Below are 18,217 nucleotides of genomic sequence, written 5' to 3'. Positions count from 1 at the left end.
AATAAATAAATTGGAGAGAGTGAGGTTGGAGAAATGATTGATTTGAAGGCAAAGCCTTTTCATCTAGATGATGAAGGGATTAAATGGGTAGAACAAACCTTAGCCTCTCTGGATTTGGCAGGCAAGGTCGGGCAGTTATTTTGCCCGATCGGTTTCACCGATGATAAGGCACACCTGGCACTTTTGACACAAGGGATTAAGATTGGAGGGATTATGTTCCGTCCCGGTCCCGGCAAGATGGTGCAAGAAACACATCGCTACTTGCAGGATACATCAGATATTCCTCTTCTAATTGCTGCTAATCTTGAAGCAGGAGGTAATGGTTCTGCGGCAGAGGGTACTTTCTTCGGTAAGCAGCTGCAAGTGGCGGCAACGGATAACACCGAAATGGCTCGTAAACTTGGCATCATTGCCGCGCGGGAGGGTGGTGCTGTAGGCTGTAACTGGGCATTCGCACCCATTCTCGATATCGACTATAATTTTCGTAACCCGATAACCAACGTTAGAACATTTGGTTCTGATCCGCAGAGAGTAGCTCGCATGAGCAAGGCATATACCGAAGCGATTCAAGAACATGGCATGGCGGTATCTATTAAACACTTCCCTGGAGATGGCGTTGACGAAAGGGACCAGCATTTGTTGACCTCTATTAACTCACTTTCAGTGGAAGAGTGGGATGCTACCTTTGGGAAGGTATATACGGATTGTATAGAAGCTGGCGCACATACGGTCATGGTAGGGCACATCGCTCATCCTGCCTATTCCAGAGAATTACGTCCGGGAATTACAGATTTGGAAATTATGCCTGCAACGTTAGCTCCTGAGCTTTTAAATGATTTATTGCGTACCAAGCTCGGCTTTAATGGATTGATTACTACAGATGCTACACCAATGGCAGGATTCACAATGGCCATGAAGCGGGAGCTAGCGGTTCCGACATCCATAGCTGCGGGTTGTGATATGTTCCTCTTTAACAAGAGTTTAGAAGAAGACTTTGCCTATATGATGAAAGGAATTGAGACTGGCATTCTGACAGAGGAGCGCGTGAATGAAGCAGTGACTCGTATTCTTGCAGTGAAAGCTGCGTTGGGACTTCATAAGAAGAAACAACAAGGCACGCTCGTTCCAGGAAAAGAAGCCCTTGCCACCCTTGCTTGCGAAGAGCATGTGCGTTGGGCTCAGGAATGTGCAGATGAGTCAGTTACATTGGTGAAGGATACACAGGAGATGCTCCCAATCCGTCCTGAGAGTCACAAACGTCTACTGGTATTCACACTAGGGGGCGAGGAAGGTTTATTCGGAGGGGCAGATATTGCACCGTACTTCATTTCCAAGCTAAAAGAGGAAGGATTCGAGGTAACGCTCTTTAATAAGAGTGAAGTAGATTTCAGTACCATGTTTGGAGGTGTAAAAGCGTTAACGGATCATTATGATGCTGCGGTCTATATTTCAAATTTGGAAACCCATAGTAATCAAACCGTTGTACGGATTAATTGGGCACCTCCATTTGGGGCAGACATGCCATGGTTTATTCAAGAAATGCCAACAATCTTCATTTCTGTAGCGAATCCCTATCATTTGATCGACGTCCCGCGTATACCAACGTTTATTAATGCCTATTCACCAAGTAATTATGTGGTAGATGCTCTGATTGAGAAGCTTGTGGGGCGTTCCTCCTTTAAAGGAGTTAATCCTGTGGATCCGTTTTGTGGCTATTGGGATACACAACTATAATCAGAATTTATAGAGATCTGTAATAGTATCAAGCGATGGAATAGGATAGTTCTATTCAATCGCTTTTTTTATAATATAATAGGACAAAAGACATCTATTGAGAGAGTGAGAGGAGGGTGCTAGTTGCAAAGCTACACCTACGAAAATATTGAGATGGACGATCATCTTCCGGTCCACATGTTTTTGCACAGTACCCATCAGGTCCCGAATCATTGGCATGATAGCATTGAAATATTATTCGTGCTCAAGGGGAAACTTGAGCTTTTCACAAAAGACAGATTTAGAGAGTTAAATGAAGAAGATTTGTTCTTGATTAATGCTAATGAAATTCATGCGATTAAAGCAGAAGAGAATAATTTGGTGCTAGCGCTGCAAATTCCAGTTTCTTATTTAATTCTGATTGAACCTCAGATCGAAAGAATGTTATTCAATTGTAATTCTGCGGCTTCTAGCTATGAAGAACAATCTAAGTTTGATGAACTTCGTACATTGCTGGCTGAGATGATGCTTCTCCACAATAAGCGCCCACAAGGGTATCATTTACGGATACAGTCCTGTCTTCTTAATTTAACTTATTTACTCATGCAAGGATTTCGTGAACAGGATCAAAGTCCTGAGAAACAGGATGATAAGCATCGAGAACGGCTATTGCGAATTACCTCTTATGTCAAAGAGAACTACAATCGGGCAATTAACATCCAGCAATTGGCCCTTCAGGAGTATTTGACTGTTCCGTATTTGTCGCGTTTTTTCAAAGCGTATATGGGTACTTCCTTTACCAAATATGTGAATGCGGTGCGTTTGGATAAAGCTGTAAAAGATTTGACGCTTACCAATCTATCGATTACACAGATCGCTCATGATCATGGGTTTCCCAATCTGAAATCCTTTAATGCGGTGTTTAAAGAGTTCTATCGACAGACACCTGGAGAATACCGGAGGACTATCTTGGACGGACGCAGTTCATTTCAGAAAAGCAGTGTGGCCCAGTTTAACTACTTTGACATGAATCCCACACAGGCGTTTGAGTCGCTATTCAAATATCTCCCTAACAAAAATTTGTCAGCTGCTTCCAATCTACCAGTGGCCCTTCCTATATATAAGCAGACCCATGAGATTTCGGTAAAGTCTAACCAAAGTAAGGAGCTTGCGCATACTTGGAAGAAGCTCATGACGGTGGGAAAGGCCAAAGAGGTATTGTTTGCAGAGGTACAAAGACATATCAAGCAAATGCAACAGGAAATTGGGTTTCAGTATATACGGTTTCACGGTATTTTTGATGATGAGATGATGATTTATGGCGAGAATGAGCGGGGAGAAGTAAGCCTGAACTTTGCTTATAGCGATTCATTATTTGATTTTTTACTGTGTTCCGGATTGAAACCGTTTTTAGAGCTTTCTTTTTTACCACGCCAGCTTGCGGGAGAGGAAGCTACTTCTGTTTTTTATAAAAAGAGCTTGGTGGGTAGTCCTAAGGACCTCGGTAAGTGGAATCAGATGATCCATCAGTTTATTACGCATTACATCCATAGATATGGCATTCATGAAGTGAGGCAGTGGTATTTCGAGGTGTGGAACGAACCGGAAATCCATATTTTTTGGCCAGATACTTATGAAGCTTACTGTGAGCTGTTCATTTCAACATTTCAAATCATCAAATCCATAGATCCTGAGCTATGGGTAGGGGGGCCAGGTGTTTTATCTTTTACGTTAATGCAGTCAGATTGGCTGACAAGGTTTATGAATGATGTGTGCAGACGAGGCGTAAAGCCTGATTTTATATCCTTTCACAGTTATCCGTATGATGAATCGTTAAGATCAACTCAAGTGATTCAGGTGGATTATGAAGAGAATCCGGATGTGTTGTTTCAGAAAATAGAGCTTTCAGCAGATACAGAATATTTATCGCGAGTCATTATAAAATTGAAGAAAACCGTATCTGAAGCTATGGGAAGGGATGTTCCTGAACTGCATATGACAGAATGGAATGCCACAGGCTCTCACCGCGATTTAGTGAATGATACATGCTTTAAGGCAGCCTATATCGTGAAAAATGTTCTGGAAAATATGGATGGTCTCCATAGTTTTGGTTATTGGACGGCTACGGATTTGCTAGAGGAGTTCAAAATGTCGTCAGAAATGTTTCATGGAGGTCAGGGGCTGATGACGTATAACGGAATACCAAAGCCATCCTTCTATGCGTTTAAACTGCTTGCAAAATTAGGCCGCCAATTCATTCATCAAGGGAAAGGATATTACGTTACTAGCAGTGATATGGGGCTGCAGGTGTTGATGTATGCTTATGCGCATATCGATTCATTGTACCAAAAAGGTGATGCCTCGCTCATTAATCGCACGAATAGATACGATGTGTTCGAAGAAGTTGGAGATATAGAGTTGACGTTGGAGCTTACAGATATTCATCCAGGCTCGTATTCTATCAAAAGACATACAATTAACAGACAAAATGGAAGCGTTTTCGACCTGTGGGTACGAATGGGGGCGCCTCATCCTATTGATGCTGACACCCTTAATTATTTGAAGCAAGCGAGCTGCCCGCAACTGACCTTTGAACAAGTCGAAATAACGAGCACCTATTCATTAATTAGTAAATTGTCTCCACATGAGGTGCAGTTGGTGGAATTGATGCGCTTATGATGGGGGGATTTACAACTGGACAGAATCCAGAGTTTGTTAAACAAAGTTCCTCGGAGTACTGCGGTTGAAGCTTGGAGAGCTCTGTGAAATAGTAGCTGATCATATGATTACTACTTGCCGATCCATTCTGGAATGACAGTGATAAAAAAGTATGGACATGACTGTAATAGTACTTCGTTTCCCGTTTAGGTAGCCTGTATACATGTGGAGGCGCGTAGGTAACAACATCAAAGAGATTGGCATAACGGTAACTCTTGCGGACATATTGTTTAAAAGCATTAACGAAGTTCGGATCGCCTACACGTGGTGAGCCATAGGTGAACAGAATAGGTGAGATGTGCGAGGTGTTGGCCGCAAGATCAATAGCACATAAAGTGGCGAGTGCTCCGCCAAGACTGTGACCAGTAATGTATAAGGTCTTATCGGGAGATAACTTAGCGAGTGTAGAGATAATCCCATCGCGTGCTGATGAGTAGATATTCGTGAAACCGCGGTGGGTAAGGGTATCTTCTTTAATGTAATTGAATCTCTCTTGTGAGGCCATAACGTTTGACATCCAATCGGTTGTGGAGCTGGTTCCGCGGAAGGCAACGATAATCTCTTGTGGAGATTCCAAAATAAATCCAAAGCGTTCCCACACATCGCTGATGGATCTTGCTTCAATCGTATCCACGATCTGATAATCTGATGGAACGACGAACGAACCGTCTTTATTTGAGAACTGCGCATAGGTCTGTCCGCAGATAGCAGCTAGAAAGATAGCCCTTTGCTCTTGATCATTTTTGGTACCCATGTGTATCCCGCCCTTCTTCCTAAACTATATTAGGGGGACGAGGGAGAGATTCCTATATCATGCGAGACCCTGTACTAATGTGAAAGGGCTAAATGGTACACCGTTGAATACTTACCTCAGATGATCTGTTATTAGGAGGTTTTACGATATGAATCTAACTTTAGTGTACGCTAATGATTAAATTACTTCGAAAGTCAAAAGTTCAGCGACGCTTAATGATTTCATTTCTGCTGCTTGCTATTATCCCACTATGTACCTTCGGCTTTCTGGCTTACCATAAATCGAATGAAGCAATCACCTCTAAGACAACTACCTTTGTTAATGATATATTACGCCTCTTAGGAAGCAAGATCGGAACAGAAGTGGCAAAATATGAGACTTTCGCTGATCAAATCATGTTGAATGGAGATATTCAGCAAGCCCTGCTCCGCTACAATAGATTGAGTGATCTTGATATTAGTAACATACATAAGAAGTTTGAAGACACTGTGTTAAGCGATAAATTTTGGTTGTTTGCTACAATCAAAACACTACAGATTCTAACTAATAATGGACAAGTTCTGTACGATTATGGATACGAAGAATTTACTACAGAGGATAAACAGCGAATATTTGCTCTGGCCAAACAGAATAAAAGTGCGGATATCTGGACCACAGCCCATACGACAGCTGGTGATAATATCCTTTCATTGGCTAGGAGGATTCCACTTTCATATGGATCAGGCGAAACTGTGGGGTTCGTCATTATGGGAATTGATGAGGAATTATTCTCACAGATTTTGTTTGGAAGCATTAATATGGGACAGGGTAGTGAACAAATCATTATGAATGATGCAGGAGAAATATTGACGAGCAACAATCACCTGTTTCATTCGGATCAAGATTTGGAAGCTAATCGTACTTTAAATCATTTGATTAATTCCCGTATGGAGACGGGGATAGTAACGCTGCGGGCGGAACCCTACTTTTTCTTAAATACACATAATGAGGTACTTCATTGGAATGTAATTAGTTTAATTCCACAAGCCTATTTGAATATGGGATCTGTGGAGATTAGAAATGAAATGTTCTTCATTGCCGTCATATGTGTAGTTGTTTCATCCTTATTTGCAACCTTCATCTCTATTAGTATCTCCACACCCCTTAAGAAGTTAGTGAGTGGAATGAACCAGGTCATGCGAGGTGATTTAAAGGTAGAAATAAACGACAAGCATCCAGATGAAATCGGATATCTTTCAGGGAAATTTGAAGCCATGATCGAGGAAATCAAACTATTGATCGAGCGTGTGGAACAAGAACAGGCACAGAAGAGGGGGATTGAGCTGCAAATGTTGCAGGCACAAATTAATCCGCATTTTCTATTTAACACATTGAGTTCGTTAAAATGGACGGCGATGCTAAGTCAAGCGGATAGTGTAAGCAATGGTTTAGGTGCACTGGCTGAATTACTTCGAAGTACAATTGTTCAGAAGAATGAACGGATAACGCTAGGGGAAGAGCTTCGGAACATCAAGAACTATGTCGTTATTCAACAAATTAGATACGGGATGTCTTTACAGGTTGATGTGCAAATTCCTGAACAGTTATTAGATACTCAAGTGTTGAAATTTTTGCTTCAGCCCATTGTAGAGAATTCGATTATTCATGGACTAAGCGGTGAGAATATGGAACCTAGGATTACAATGACTGCTGAATTGAACGGAGTGGTGTTAAAGATTAAGTTAAGCGACAATGGGAAAGGGATGAGTGCTGAAAAGTTACAGGAGATATTACAGCTTAGAGATAATCATTCAGAGAATCGATTAGCAAATATCGGTATTGGAAATGTGCGGGAGAGAATCAAATTACATTATGGAGACCCCTATGGATTAGAGATTTGGAGTAAGCCTGATCAAGGCACGGATGTTATCATCACGATACCTTATATTTCTACACTTCAGGAGGACTCAGCTGATGCGGATACTAATTGTGGATGATGAGAAAATAGTGAGGATTGCACTCAGTACACTAATTAAATGGGATGAATATGGTTTTAAATTAATGGGTGCTGTTGCAGATGGATACAAAGCTCTTGAGGTCATAGAGACAGAACCGATCGATATCGTGATTATGGATCTAGTGATGCCTAACATGGATGGACTTGAATTAATTCGAACGCTCAACGAACGGAAATTCACTGGGAAGTTTGTGGTGCTTAGTAATTATGATGATTATGCTTACGTGAGGGAAGCCATGAAACTTGGAGCAGAAGATTATATGTTGAAGCTGACGCTTAAGCCAGATGAGCTGATTCTTCTGCTGACTAAGATCACGGAGCAGTTATTAACGGAACGAGAGCTTAAAGAACAGGATATTCATATGAAAATTAAGCTTAATGAAACGCAGCTTCAGCAACGGAACAGCATATGGAGAGAGCTTCTTTTAGATCAGGAGCAGGACAAGGTTTATTTGATGCAAGAAACACAGAAGTACGGGATACCCTTCGATAGACTTGCTGGTAATCTTATTATGATAAGAATCGATGATTATGTGGAGGCGCTAAGTAACGGTAAAATTAATAACAAGAGACTACTTAGCTTTTCTATAGCGAATATTGTGAAAGAAACCGTGTCAGATCACTTTGCATTTGATTTCATAGAGATGGAGAGTCATCAGTATATTGTTATAGTTTATGAACAGAGCGGTTATTTTGAAGAACCCAGTTGGTTACTGTTAATGAATAACTTAGTGCAGATGCTTAAGCTTTATTTGAATTTAAGTGTCAGCATTACATTAAGTGATGCATTTGTAGGTTTGAAGCAGTTGAGAGAACGATACACTTTGTGTCTGCGAGCATCAACTTACAACTTTTATACAGGGCCTGCATCTGTCTTAGTTGCTGGGCATTCAAAGTTAACCCAGTCACTACACTCCATTAACTATGTGGAATGGCTGGATCAAGTCAAAGCAGCAGTTGAAGTAGGGAATACAACGCTAGTATTGGAGAACATAAGCATATTATTTAATGAGGCAAAACAAATCAAATGGGACCCGTCAGCCTTAAAATTTCACCTTTTGGGTTTATTATCTGACCTAGACAACATGATCTTAAAATGGAACACACAAGTACTACCGTCCACTGAACAAAATAGGGTAGGGGCAACCACACTCTTAGAGAGTTTTGAGAGTGATATTTCACAATCTGAGTCTATGGAAGGGCTTATTCTAACTATTGAGCAAGCGATGCAGGAAGCCATTAATCTATTGTATCAAGTTAAAAGCAATATTTATCGCAAAGAAGTATTTCGAATCACGGAGATTCTGCAAGAGAATGTTGAGAATAAAATAACGCTTGACCGTCTCGCTCAAGAAGTAAATATGAATGTTAATTATTTATGTCGTGTATTTAAGCAAGATACGGGTAGAAGCATTGTTCAATATATGAATGAACTAAAAATCAATAAAGCGATTGAATTGTTAAAGCTTCCGGATACGAGGATAAAAGAGGTGGCTTCACAGGTGGGGATAGATGATCCGTTTTATTTTAATCGAGTATTTAAGAAGATCGTAGGGCTTAGTCCTTCAGATTTCCGTAAGAAATTACTCGCAACTAAATAAGTCCAAGGAGGAGACACCTGTTATGAAATATGTGGAATCTATTAAAAATAGTTTAATATTCGCAGGTGTGATCCTATTATTATGGGCTAGCGCAGGATGTACTCCTTCGGATTCGAGCCTGAACAAAATGCAATCCTCCCAAGTGAAACATGAGTTTGCGAATAAAATTCTGAACTTAGCTGTATTTGAGGGAGGGCAAGGAAAGGATTATTGGCTCGCGGTGAAACAACAATTTGAATCAGACTATCCAGGGGTAACTGTTAATTTGACTTCAAGCCCTAAGATCATGGAAATACTTAAACCGCAAATCGCCGTTGGCAATCCACCCGATATCATTTATATCTCACAGAGTGAGACGACAGGTATGATTGAAGAAATGTTGAGAGATAAATTATTACTTGATTTGACGGATGTATTTGAAGGGAATGCTCTCGATAATCAAGTACCGCTTAAGAATAAAATGCTGGATGGTATTTTAGATTATGCTAATCCCTTAGGGGATGGGAAAATTTATGCTGCACCGTTCTATACCTCTCCAATGGGGCTAATCTATAACAAGACTCTTTTTGAGAAAAAAGGCTGGAAGCTCCCAGAGACATGGGATGAATTCTTGAAGTTAGGTGAGCTCGCTAAGAAGGATGGAAGATCACTATTCACCTACCAAGGTTTGTTCCCGGGTTATTTAGAGTCTATTTTCTGGCCGTCGGTGGCATCTGTGGGGGGGATGGAAGACGTCTGGAAGGCGGAAAATTATGAGAAGGATGCATTTAGGTCCGATTCCGTCAGGCGAATAGCCGAGGTGTTAAGTGCTATTGCACAAAAAGGTTATGTCATGCCAGGAACCGTTAAATTAAGCCATACGCAAGCACAGGCTGCTTTTCTACAAGGTAAGGCATTGTTCATTCCTTGCGGAATATGGATAGAGAATGAAATGAAAGGCACTCCACGCGAAGAAGGCTTCGAATTTGGTTTTCTCGCACCACCAGTGTTCAATAAGGGGGATCAGAGGTATGTCATGTCCTATTTGGATAGCCTGTTTATTCCCGCCAAGGCGAAGAATATTGAACTTGCCAAGGAGTTCCTGCGTTATCAATACAATGATGATATCGTTCAATTAAATGCGGAGAAATCCAAAGGGATAGTCACGGTTAAAAATGGTCTGGAAATCGTAAAGCCATACACTTCTCCAATATTCTATGATTCCGTTCAAATATCTCAAAAAGATGTAGCGCCGATTGTTTTTCAATGGAAACAAGCATCGCAGCTAGTTATCAAAGACGTAGAGGCAATATGGAACCCCATAACTGGCCTAATGAGCAATACGCTGACTGTTAAACAGTGGCAAGATGAGGTTGAGAAAATAACCAAGAGTGTGCGGGAATTAAGTTCTTCTAAAGAATAAACCTGTTTATTCCGTGTCCTAAATCGTACAGGTTTTGTTCAATTCTGTTAATGGTAGCTTTAGTATTTAGCAGTGTAAAATTGGATTAACTATATGGGATTGGATGTGACGTGAATGAGTGTGGTCATTTCAACATTAACTCTTGAAGGTGCATTATTAGAAGGAGAGAATCCTCTTCCAATGTTCAGAAACAGAGACCATCATACTAAAGTAGGGGATAATGGTACACTTACTCCAGAATTGAGACAGCAGCTGGGTGAACATACAGGTGGGAGATATTTACCTTATCGCATGCAGGATCGGTATACACGTGAAAGAAAACTGCTGGTTATGAAGTCGATTGTATTGGAAAATGACATCTTAAAAGCAGTCTTTTTACCTGAGTATGGAGGTAGACTCTATTCGCTTAAAGATAAACGTACGAACAAAGATATATTGTATACAAACCCTGTCTTTCAACCGGCTAATTTAGCTATTCTTAATGCTTGGTTCTCTGGAGGAATCGAATGGAATGTGGGACAGGTAGGTCACACCTTTACGACCGCCTCTCCCGTACATGCTGCCAAATTGATGGATGATAAGGGCAATGAATTTCTAAGAATTTATGAATATGAGCGTTGTAAAAACATTTTTTGGCAGATTGATTTTCATCTTCCTCAAGGGGCAAAGGAGCTCTCTGTCTATGTAAGAATCATTAATGATAACGAAGCGTCGGTTCCTATGTATTATTGGACAAATATTGCAGCACCGGAAACTTTGCAATCAAGAGTATTCTCATCCACTAGTAAGGTTATCTATATTGATCATCAAGTGAAGGGGTTTGGATTGGGAGATTTGCCAGTGCTTCCTTCAGTTCCAAATGAAGACTCGTCATATCCAATGAGAATTCCCTTCTCTAACGAGTATTTTTTTCAGACAGAGGCAGATTATAAATCCCCGTGGGAAGCGATTGCCTATGAGGATGGTAGTTTATTCTACGAACGTTCGACTAGCCTCTTAAGATATCGTAAGTTATTTTGCTGGGGCAACCATGCAGGTGGTAGAAGATGGTGCGATTTCTTAGCGAAGCCAGGCGAAGGTAATTATGTTGAGATACAAGCTGGGCTTGCTCCAACACAGATGCATGGACTAGACATGCCTGCAAATTCAATATGGGATTTCACTCAAATATTCGGTGTTACTCAGGTGGATGCGCATAAGGCAAATCAAAGCGACTGGTCTGAGGCTCGGGATTTTATTGAAACGCAAGTCAATGAACAATTGCAAGAAGATGAGGTGTATATTCTTCATGAGAAGTTGCAAGCTTATGCTAATTTAACACCATCAGAACTATTGCACTCAGGCTCAGGCTGGGGAGCACTCGAGGACATTCGCAGAAAGGCCCATGCTGAAAGGTCTATTCCGGATGGATTTCTATTCTTGAAATCCAGTATTGCAGCACCGCAGCTTCCATGGTTAGCCCTGTTACAAGAGGGAGGCTTGCCAGAGGGAGATGTACAAAATATTCCGGCCTCTTGGATGGTCCAAGAAGAATGGATGGAATTGCTTCGTACCAGTCTAGGGGATGCAGATAATCAAACGTGGACTTCCTACTTGCATTACGGCATTATGCTCTATGAGTATGGAATGGAAGACCAAGCTATAACTGCATGGCATCAATCGCTTGAATTGCAGCCGTCTGCTTGGGTTTATCGTAATCTGGCGATTACCTCTGAACAGAGAGGAGAGGCAGATCAGGCTCTGGTCTATTATGAACTGGCGTATTCTTTGTACAATGGCTTTCCAGACAGTGCATTTGCAGATGAGTATATTAGCATGTTAATTAGAAATAAACAATTTGCTAAGGCATGGAGTGTGTACGAATCACTTCCTGAAGAGTTCAGGCAAAGTGATCGTCTCCAAATTATTATTGGAGCTGCTGCTCAGGCGTTGGATCATAATGAATTCCTATTAAACTTATTCCAGAAAGAATTTGCTGTGATTCGTGAGGGCGAAGTTACGATTGTGGAGCTGTGGTATGAATTTCAAGCCAAAAAGCTAGCGGAGAGCCGAAATACTGTATTATCTGAAGAATTAATGAAGGAAGCCATCACCCTATATCCACCGCCTAATAACATTGATTTTAGAATAATTGGCGCTTAAACGAAGAGAGAGTTTCGATGATTTTAATCGAAGCTCTCTTTTTTAGGATGCTGAAGGTGATTAAAATTTAGATAAAATTGTGCATGCTTTGTTCAATATCGTCGATGTTAGACCTGACTTGCTTCGTTATATACTTACTTGTGAAAGCACTTTCATATTAGAGGGGGATGCTACACACGTGAAAAAAAGACAAAAGAAGCTCACCGGTTTGTTGCTTGCTATGTCGATGGTACTAACGTTATTGGCTGGTTGTGGATCAAGCAATACAACGAACAATGCTGCCCCGCCTGAAGCAACTAAGGAGAACACACCTACTGCTACAACTGAGGCTACCACCGAAGTTAAAGCTTCTGGACTAGAAGGTAAGGTAGTATTCTGGTCGATGTGGAGCAGCACAGAACCACAAGCGAAGGTTATTGAGTCAGCCGTTGCTGAATTCAAGGCAGCTAATCCAGAAGTTGAAGTGGATCTGAAGTTTACCGGTCGTGATATCTTAAAATTGATCAAGCCTGCTTTGGATGGAGGAGAGCAAATTGATATCTGGGAAGCCGATCCAGGTAGCCCAGCTGGTATTCAAGGCATGAAAGATTACGTTATGAAGCTTGATGATTTGCTTGCGGAGCCGTCCATCGGAATGGAAGGCAAGTCAGTAAAGGATTCAATAATTCCAAGCTTATTAAGCTGGATACAATCGCTATCCACAAAGTACGGTTTAGAAGAAGGTATTTATTCGATTCCGCAGCAACCGTATGCAGTACTCTTTTTCTATAACAAGGAAGTGTATGAGAAGGCTGGGATAACAAAAGCACCTGCCTCTTGGGAAGAGTTTCTTGCAGATGCTGAAAAAATCAAAGCAGCAGGTTCAGCACCGCTTACCTTTGATGACGCATATCGGGACTTATTTATTGGATCTTATCTGGCAAATGCGATGGGGGCAGATTGGGTAAGCCAGCTTGTGCAAGATAAGACCGGTGAGATGTGGAATGATCCAATCATTCTTCAATTCGCTAAAGATATGGCTAATTTAAACGCTAAAGGTTTTTTCTCTAATAAAATTGCTGGAAGTAAATATCCTGCGGCTCAGCAGGATCTCGTGCTTGGTGGGTCTGCCGCTTATCTAAATGGAACATGGCTTCCGAATGAAGTGCTTGCCACCTCAGGACCAGATTTCAAATGGGGCACGTTTCAATTCCCGGATGTTCCAAATGGAAACGGTAAAGGTGGAAAACAAGGGCTGATCTTTGGATCTCAAGGGATGTTCATTAATAAATCAAGCAAGAATGCAAAAGCTGCTTTTGAACTTATCAAACATATCGTTAGTAAGCAGATACAAGAAAAAATGGCGAAGGATGCACTTGCGATCCCAGCAACCATTGATTCTGAATGGCCTGCGATGCTTGCAGAAGCAGAGGCTGCTTTTCTAAATGCAAAAGAAAATATGCCTTGGGGTGGAGGTATTGGTGATGGAGGCGACTTTACGCTTGCTACCATTGTACCTACCTTCATGGAACTTATCACTGGCAAACTGAAGCCAGAAGAATTTGGGCCGAAGCTAAGTGCGGAAGCTAAGAAATTCTACGCCGGTAAATAAAACTGTAGTCTATATGTGGCGGTCAATAGCGGCAGCTGCATATAGATTATTTAGAGTATAAGAAAGAATAAATTGCAATTTACGCGTTCTATTTATTCTGGTACTTGAAAAAGGATTCTAACTAAAAATTAGAGGTTGACATGGCGTGTGGACAGAGCGGAGGGTCGGAAGAACCCTCCGAACCCGTAGCGGCTGGTTCATAAACGGTCAACATGCTAATTTTGGTTTTGAGCCTTATAATTTCCTTGAAAATGATGCGGGGGATACAAAGATGAGAATTAGTAAACCGATTATCATGCTATTCCTTCTGCCTGCTATCCTGGTTTATATGTCGATCTTTTTTTATCCAACCTTGCGGGCAGTGTTTATGAGCTTTTACGAGATATCTAATATAAATAGTAGTATCAGTGAATGGAAATTTATTGGTCTAGACAATTACTGGGGGTTATTTCATAATTCCTATTTTTTAAATTCTTCATTAAATGTGCTTAAGATTTGGATTATTGGTGGACTCATTGTTTTCGTTATGGCTTTTTTCTTCTCAGTGCTTATTTCCTCTGGCGTTCGTTTCAAAGGCTTCTGGAGAGCCTTGATTTACCTGCCTAATACTGTATCTGTTGTTGTCATGTCAGTAATATGGCTTCAGTATGTGTATAATCCGACCTTTGGATTGTTGACACATGTATTTCGCCTTCTTGGACTTGAACAGTTAGCCAATATTCAATGGACGGATGACCAGCATTTATTTTTATCCATGCTGATCGCTTTTTGTTTTGGATCCATTGGTTATTTCTTATTAATTCTAGGCGCGGCCATGGATCGGATTCCTAATGATTACTACGAAGCAGCATTATTGGAAGGAGCAAACACGTTATATCAGTTCTTCCATATTACTCTTCCGTTACTCCGTGATGTGTTTAAGACCACACTGGTGTTATGGACGGTTACAGCCATTAACTTCTTTGTATGGTCTTCCATCTTCGGGAGAAATGATCCACATACGATGACTCCTGGCTATTATATGTACTTGAAGGTATTTGGTGGGGAGAGAATTTCTGATACGCAAGCTTTCAATGTTGGAGCAGGGGCTGCGATTGGTGTATTGATTACTGTTGCAATTATTGGCTTTTCCTTCTTGATTGGTCTGTTGTTTAGGAAGGATCGTTTAGAATACTAGGAAGGAGGAGACAATATGCGTCTTCACTCAATCACTCGAATCATTCGATATATTCCATTAGTAGTCTGGCTTATCTTTACAGTAATTATTTTTGGATACGCATTCCTTGCTTCACTCAGCACGACAAGAGAGATATTTACGAACAAACTACTGGCGAGCGGATTTCATTTTTCTAACTATACCCGATTATTCGAAGAAACGAAGATCGGATTGTACTTTTTGAACAGTCTAGTTTACACGGTAACCTCTTGCGTAGGTATTATTGTTGTTGCAGCTCCGGCTGCTTATATATTGGGACGAATTCAGTTTAGGGGAAAACGGTTAGTTGATTTAATGTTTATCTCGGCATTATCGGTTCCGGGGCTACTGATTTCTATTCCATTATTTTCGTTATTTTATTCATTGAATTTAACAGGCTCAACATTTACGTTAATCTTTGTATACATTTTTACGAATGTCCCTTTTGCTGTATTTTTGCTTACAGGGTTCTTTGCATCCATTCCGAAAGAACTGGAGGAATCAGCAGCGATCGATGGATGTGGGCCGATTAAAGCTTTTATCAAAATCATCTTACCTATGGCACAGGCCGGTATTTTGACGTTAACGATTTTTAATGTGATGGGGATTTGGAATGAATATTTTTATGCTCTGATCTTTGCAAATAATCCGGATCGACATCCAATAGCATTAGCGCTTCAATCCATCGTAGTAGGATATACGAATACTGGTAATTATTCGGGTATTTTTGCTGCATCACTTCTGGTATTTTTGCCCACGTTTATACTTTATCTTCTTGTGTCCAGAAAGATCGTTGCAGGAATTACAATCGGTTCTGTAAAAGGTTGAGGTAATAACCACCTAGTAATATAGGTGGTTATTTGCGCACCCATAAGGATTTCTTCAGAATCTCAACTTGCGACAAGGAAACCCATACAGTACACTTTCTTTAACTAGTACAAACCTAAGATAGCTTGGGAGAGAACTTTGAAAAAGGAAGTGTTAAATAGTGGATCTAGAGATGGTCATGCAGGAGCTGGAAGCGCTTGGCAAGGAACGAACTAAGAAAATATATATATCTAATGGAGCAAAGGAACCGCTATTTGGCGTGGCTACCGGAGCAATGAAGCCAATCTTCAAGAAAACAAAAATAAATCAGCCATTGGCTGAGGAACTTTACGCGACAGGGAACTATGATGCCATGTATTTTGCCGGCATCATTGCTGATCCCAATGCAATGACGGAAGCGGATTATGACCGATGGATGGATGCGGCTTATTTTTATATGCTGTCCGACTTTGTAGTGGCAGTAACCTTGGCAGAAGCAGATATTGCACAACAAGTTGCCGATAAATGGATTGCGAGTGGTGAAGAGCTGAGAATGTCAGCGGGCTGGAGCTGTTACTGCTGGCTGCTTGGCAGTCGGCCGGATGTTGAGTTTTCCGAAAGCAAGCTTGCCGGTATGCTTGAGATGGTGGAAAATACGATTCATGATTCTCCAGAACGTACCCAATACGCAATGAACAACTTCATGTACACAGTGGCCATATCTTATTCGCCACTTCATGATAAGGCCAGTGAAACCGCAAGAACTGTAGGGCCTATTGAAGTTGATAAGGATAAGGCAAAAAGTAAATTGATTCACGCGTACGCAAATATTCAAAAAGCAGTCGACAAAGCTCAGCTTGGTTTTAAACGTAAGCATGTAAGATGTTGATCTAGCAGAAGCTTCTAGAGAAGAAAAAGGAAAAAGGATTCCCTGAAACTTCACTCTGCGTTACTATATAGAAATGACTCCAAGTGGGAGAGAGAAGGGGGAAAAGCATACATGGGCAACTTATTGGAAATTTTGCACAAGGAAGTCGTACCGGCAGAAGGCTGCACAGAGCCGATCGCAGTTGCGTATGCCGTCTCCTTGGCGGCAGAGCTTCTCGAGGAAGAAATAACGGGGATTCAGCTGCATCTCAGCGGTAATATTATTAAAAATGCAATGGGAGTGGGCATCCCTGGGACAGGCCAGACAGGTCTTCCTATCGCAGCAGCCCTCGGTGCGGTGGTCGGACGTTCGCACAAGGAGCTGGAAATTCTATCAGGCCTGACTCAGGATGAGCTAAAGCTGGCCAATGACCTGCTTGATCGAAAGCTGCTAAAAGTGGAGATAATGGACACTCCTGAGAAGTTATATATTGAAGCACAGGTGAAGACAGAGAATCATACAGCGACTGCCATCCTTGCTAAAGAACACACTAATATAGAATATCTGGCTCTGGACGGGAAAAAAGTGACACCTAAGAAGTCTAAAGCAGATTGTGGCAAGCCTGGACTTTCTGATACTGAAGCCTATGAAGGCTCTGTAGATCGGATATTCGAGTTTATAACTACGGCTCCATTTTCAGACCTTAGCTTCCTCTTGGAAGGCGCCCGGATGAACAAAGCGATTTCCGAAGAGGGACTCCGGGGCGATTATGGGTTGCAAGTAGGGAAGAAGATGAATCAGCAATCAGCTGTGAATTTGTTCGGCAATGATGTAGCGAACAAAATAATAGCGGCCACTGCTGCGGCTTCAGATGCTCGTATGGATGGCAGCGCAATGCCTGTGATGACAACAGCGGGCAGCGGTAATCAAGGCATTGCCTGTACGCTTCCCGTTATTTCTTTGGCGGAATTACTTGGTAAGGATGAAGAGACGCTGGCTCGGGCGCTTGCACTAAGTAATCTGGTCACTGTGCATATCAAGCATTATATCGGGCGGTTGTCGCCTTTATGTGGTTCAGGAATTGCAGGTGGAGTTGGAGCGAATAGCGGGATCATTTATCTCATGGACGGCACTCTTGAGCAGATCAAGCATGGGATACAGAATACGATAGCCTCTTTATCAGGCATGATTTGCGACGGTGCAAATTCAACCTGTGCGCTGAAGATATCTACCTCCACTAATACGGCGATTCAGGCAGCCACACTGGCGATGAACAATATTGCTCCTACGACCAAGGATGGAGTTATTTTCGAAGAGGTGGAAGATACTATCCGCAACATGGAGCGACTGGTTCAGGAAGGTCTGGCGGATACTGACAAGACCATTCTAAATATCATGCTCTCCAAAGGCGGAGCGAATTAGCTTCCTTT

The 18,217-nt window shown here is 41.6% G+C and carries 12 protein-coding genes; 11 read left to right on the top strand and 1 reads right to left on the bottom strand.

Annotated features, from left to right (window positions below):
* Window positions 1-33: 33 nt before the first annotated feature.
* Both M2444_RS05685 and M2444_RS05680 read left to right on the top strand, forming a co-directional pair.
* Entirely contained in the window at window positions 34-1,734 is a 1,701-nt protein-coding gene (locus M2444_RS05685; protein WP_280786490.1) for a glycoside hydrolase family 3 protein, read from the top strand.
* Between the two features lie 123 nt (window positions 1,735-1,857).
* Window positions 1,858-4,392, top strand: a complete 2,535-nt coding sequence (locus M2444_RS05680) for a GH39 family glycosyl hydrolase (RefSeq protein ID WP_280786489.1) — start codon at window positions 1,858-1,860, stop codon at window positions 4,390-4,392.
* On the opposite strand, the gene M2444_RS05675 is transcribed toward M2444_RS05680, so the two are convergent.
* Window positions 4,340-5,185 carry a lipase family protein gene (locus tag M2444_RS05675; RefSeq protein WP_280786488.1) on the bottom strand — a complete coding sequence of 282 codons (846 nt, stop codon included), beginning with the start codon at window positions 5,183-5,185 and terminating at the stop codon, window positions 4,340-4,342. The two genes, M2444_RS05680 and M2444_RS05675, sit on opposite strands and share 53 nt — an antisense overlap.
* Before the next feature lie 173 nt (window positions 5,186-5,358).
* Between M2444_RS05675 and M2444_RS05670 the strand changes: the two genes are divergently transcribed.
* The 9 genes from M2444_RS05670 to M2444_RS05630 all read left to right on the top strand — a co-directional run bounded on the left by M2444_RS05670 (window position 5,359) and on the right by M2444_RS05630 (window position 18,209).
* Complete coding sequence (locus M2444_RS05670) at window positions 5,359-7,161, top strand: cache domain-containing sensor histidine kinase (protein WP_280786487.1); 1,803 nt, start codon at window positions 5,359-5,361, stop codon at window positions 7,159-7,161.
* A complete protein-coding gene (locus tag M2444_RS05665) occupies window positions 7,139-8,782 on the top strand; it encodes a response regulator transcription factor (protein WP_280786486.1) in 1,644 nt (547 codons plus the stop codon). The genes M2444_RS05670 and M2444_RS05665 overlap by 23 nt, the downstream gene beginning before the upstream one ends.
* A 22-nt stretch (window positions 8,783-8,804) precedes the next feature.
* Window positions 8,805-10,184, top strand: coding sequence for a carbohydrate ABC transporter substrate-binding protein (locus M2444_RS05660; protein ID WP_094869265.1), 1,380 nt, complete (start codon window positions 8,805-8,807; stop codon window positions 10,182-10,184).
* Between the two features lie 114 nt (window positions 10,185-10,298).
* Window positions 10,299-12,326: a DUF5107 domain-containing protein gene (locus tag M2444_RS05655; RefSeq protein WP_280786485.1), complete on the top strand. Its 2,028-nt coding sequence runs from the start codon at window positions 10,299-10,301 to the stop codon at window positions 12,324-12,326.
* A gap of 178 nt (window positions 12,327-12,504) precedes the next feature.
* Window positions 12,505-13,917, top strand: coding sequence for an ABC transporter substrate-binding protein (locus M2444_RS05650; RefSeq protein ID WP_094869267.1), 1,413 nt, complete (start codon window positions 12,505-12,507; stop codon window positions 13,915-13,917).
* 271 nt (window positions 13,918-14,188) lie between these two features.
* Window positions 14,189-15,094, top strand: coding sequence for a carbohydrate ABC transporter permease (locus M2444_RS05645; protein WP_094869347.1), 906 nt, complete (start codon window positions 14,189-14,191; stop codon window positions 15,092-15,094).
* Between the two features lie 15 nt (window positions 15,095-15,109).
* Complete coding sequence (locus M2444_RS05640; RefSeq protein WP_094878221.1) at window positions 15,110-15,940, top strand: carbohydrate ABC transporter permease; 831 nt, start codon at window positions 15,110-15,112, stop codon at window positions 15,938-15,940.
* A 160-nt stretch (window positions 15,941-16,100) separates the two neighbouring features.
* The gene (locus M2444_RS05635) at window positions 16,101-16,808 is read left to right on the top strand and encodes a DNA alkylation repair protein (RefSeq protein WP_094878220.1); all 708 of its coding nucleotides are present in this window, start codon (window positions 16,101-16,103) and stop codon (window positions 16,806-16,808) included.
* 111 nt (window positions 16,809-16,919) lie between these two features.
* Window positions 16,920-18,209: an L-cysteine desulfidase family protein gene (locus tag M2444_RS05630; protein WP_076299336.1), complete on the top strand. Its 1,290-nt coding sequence runs from the start codon at window positions 16,920-16,922 to the stop codon at window positions 18,207-18,209.
* Window positions 18,210-18,217 lie beyond the last annotated feature (8 nt).

Origin of the sequence: Paenibacillus sp. PastF-3 (assembly GCF_029893135.1) — a bacterium.
GTDB classification, from domain to species: domain Bacteria; phylum Bacillota; class Bacilli; order Paenibacillales; family Paenibacillaceae; genus Paenibacillus_AQ; species Paenibacillus_AQ nitricinens.
Note: the sequence above shows the minus strand (reverse complement) of the source record. Positions and strands in the feature narration are given on the sequence as shown.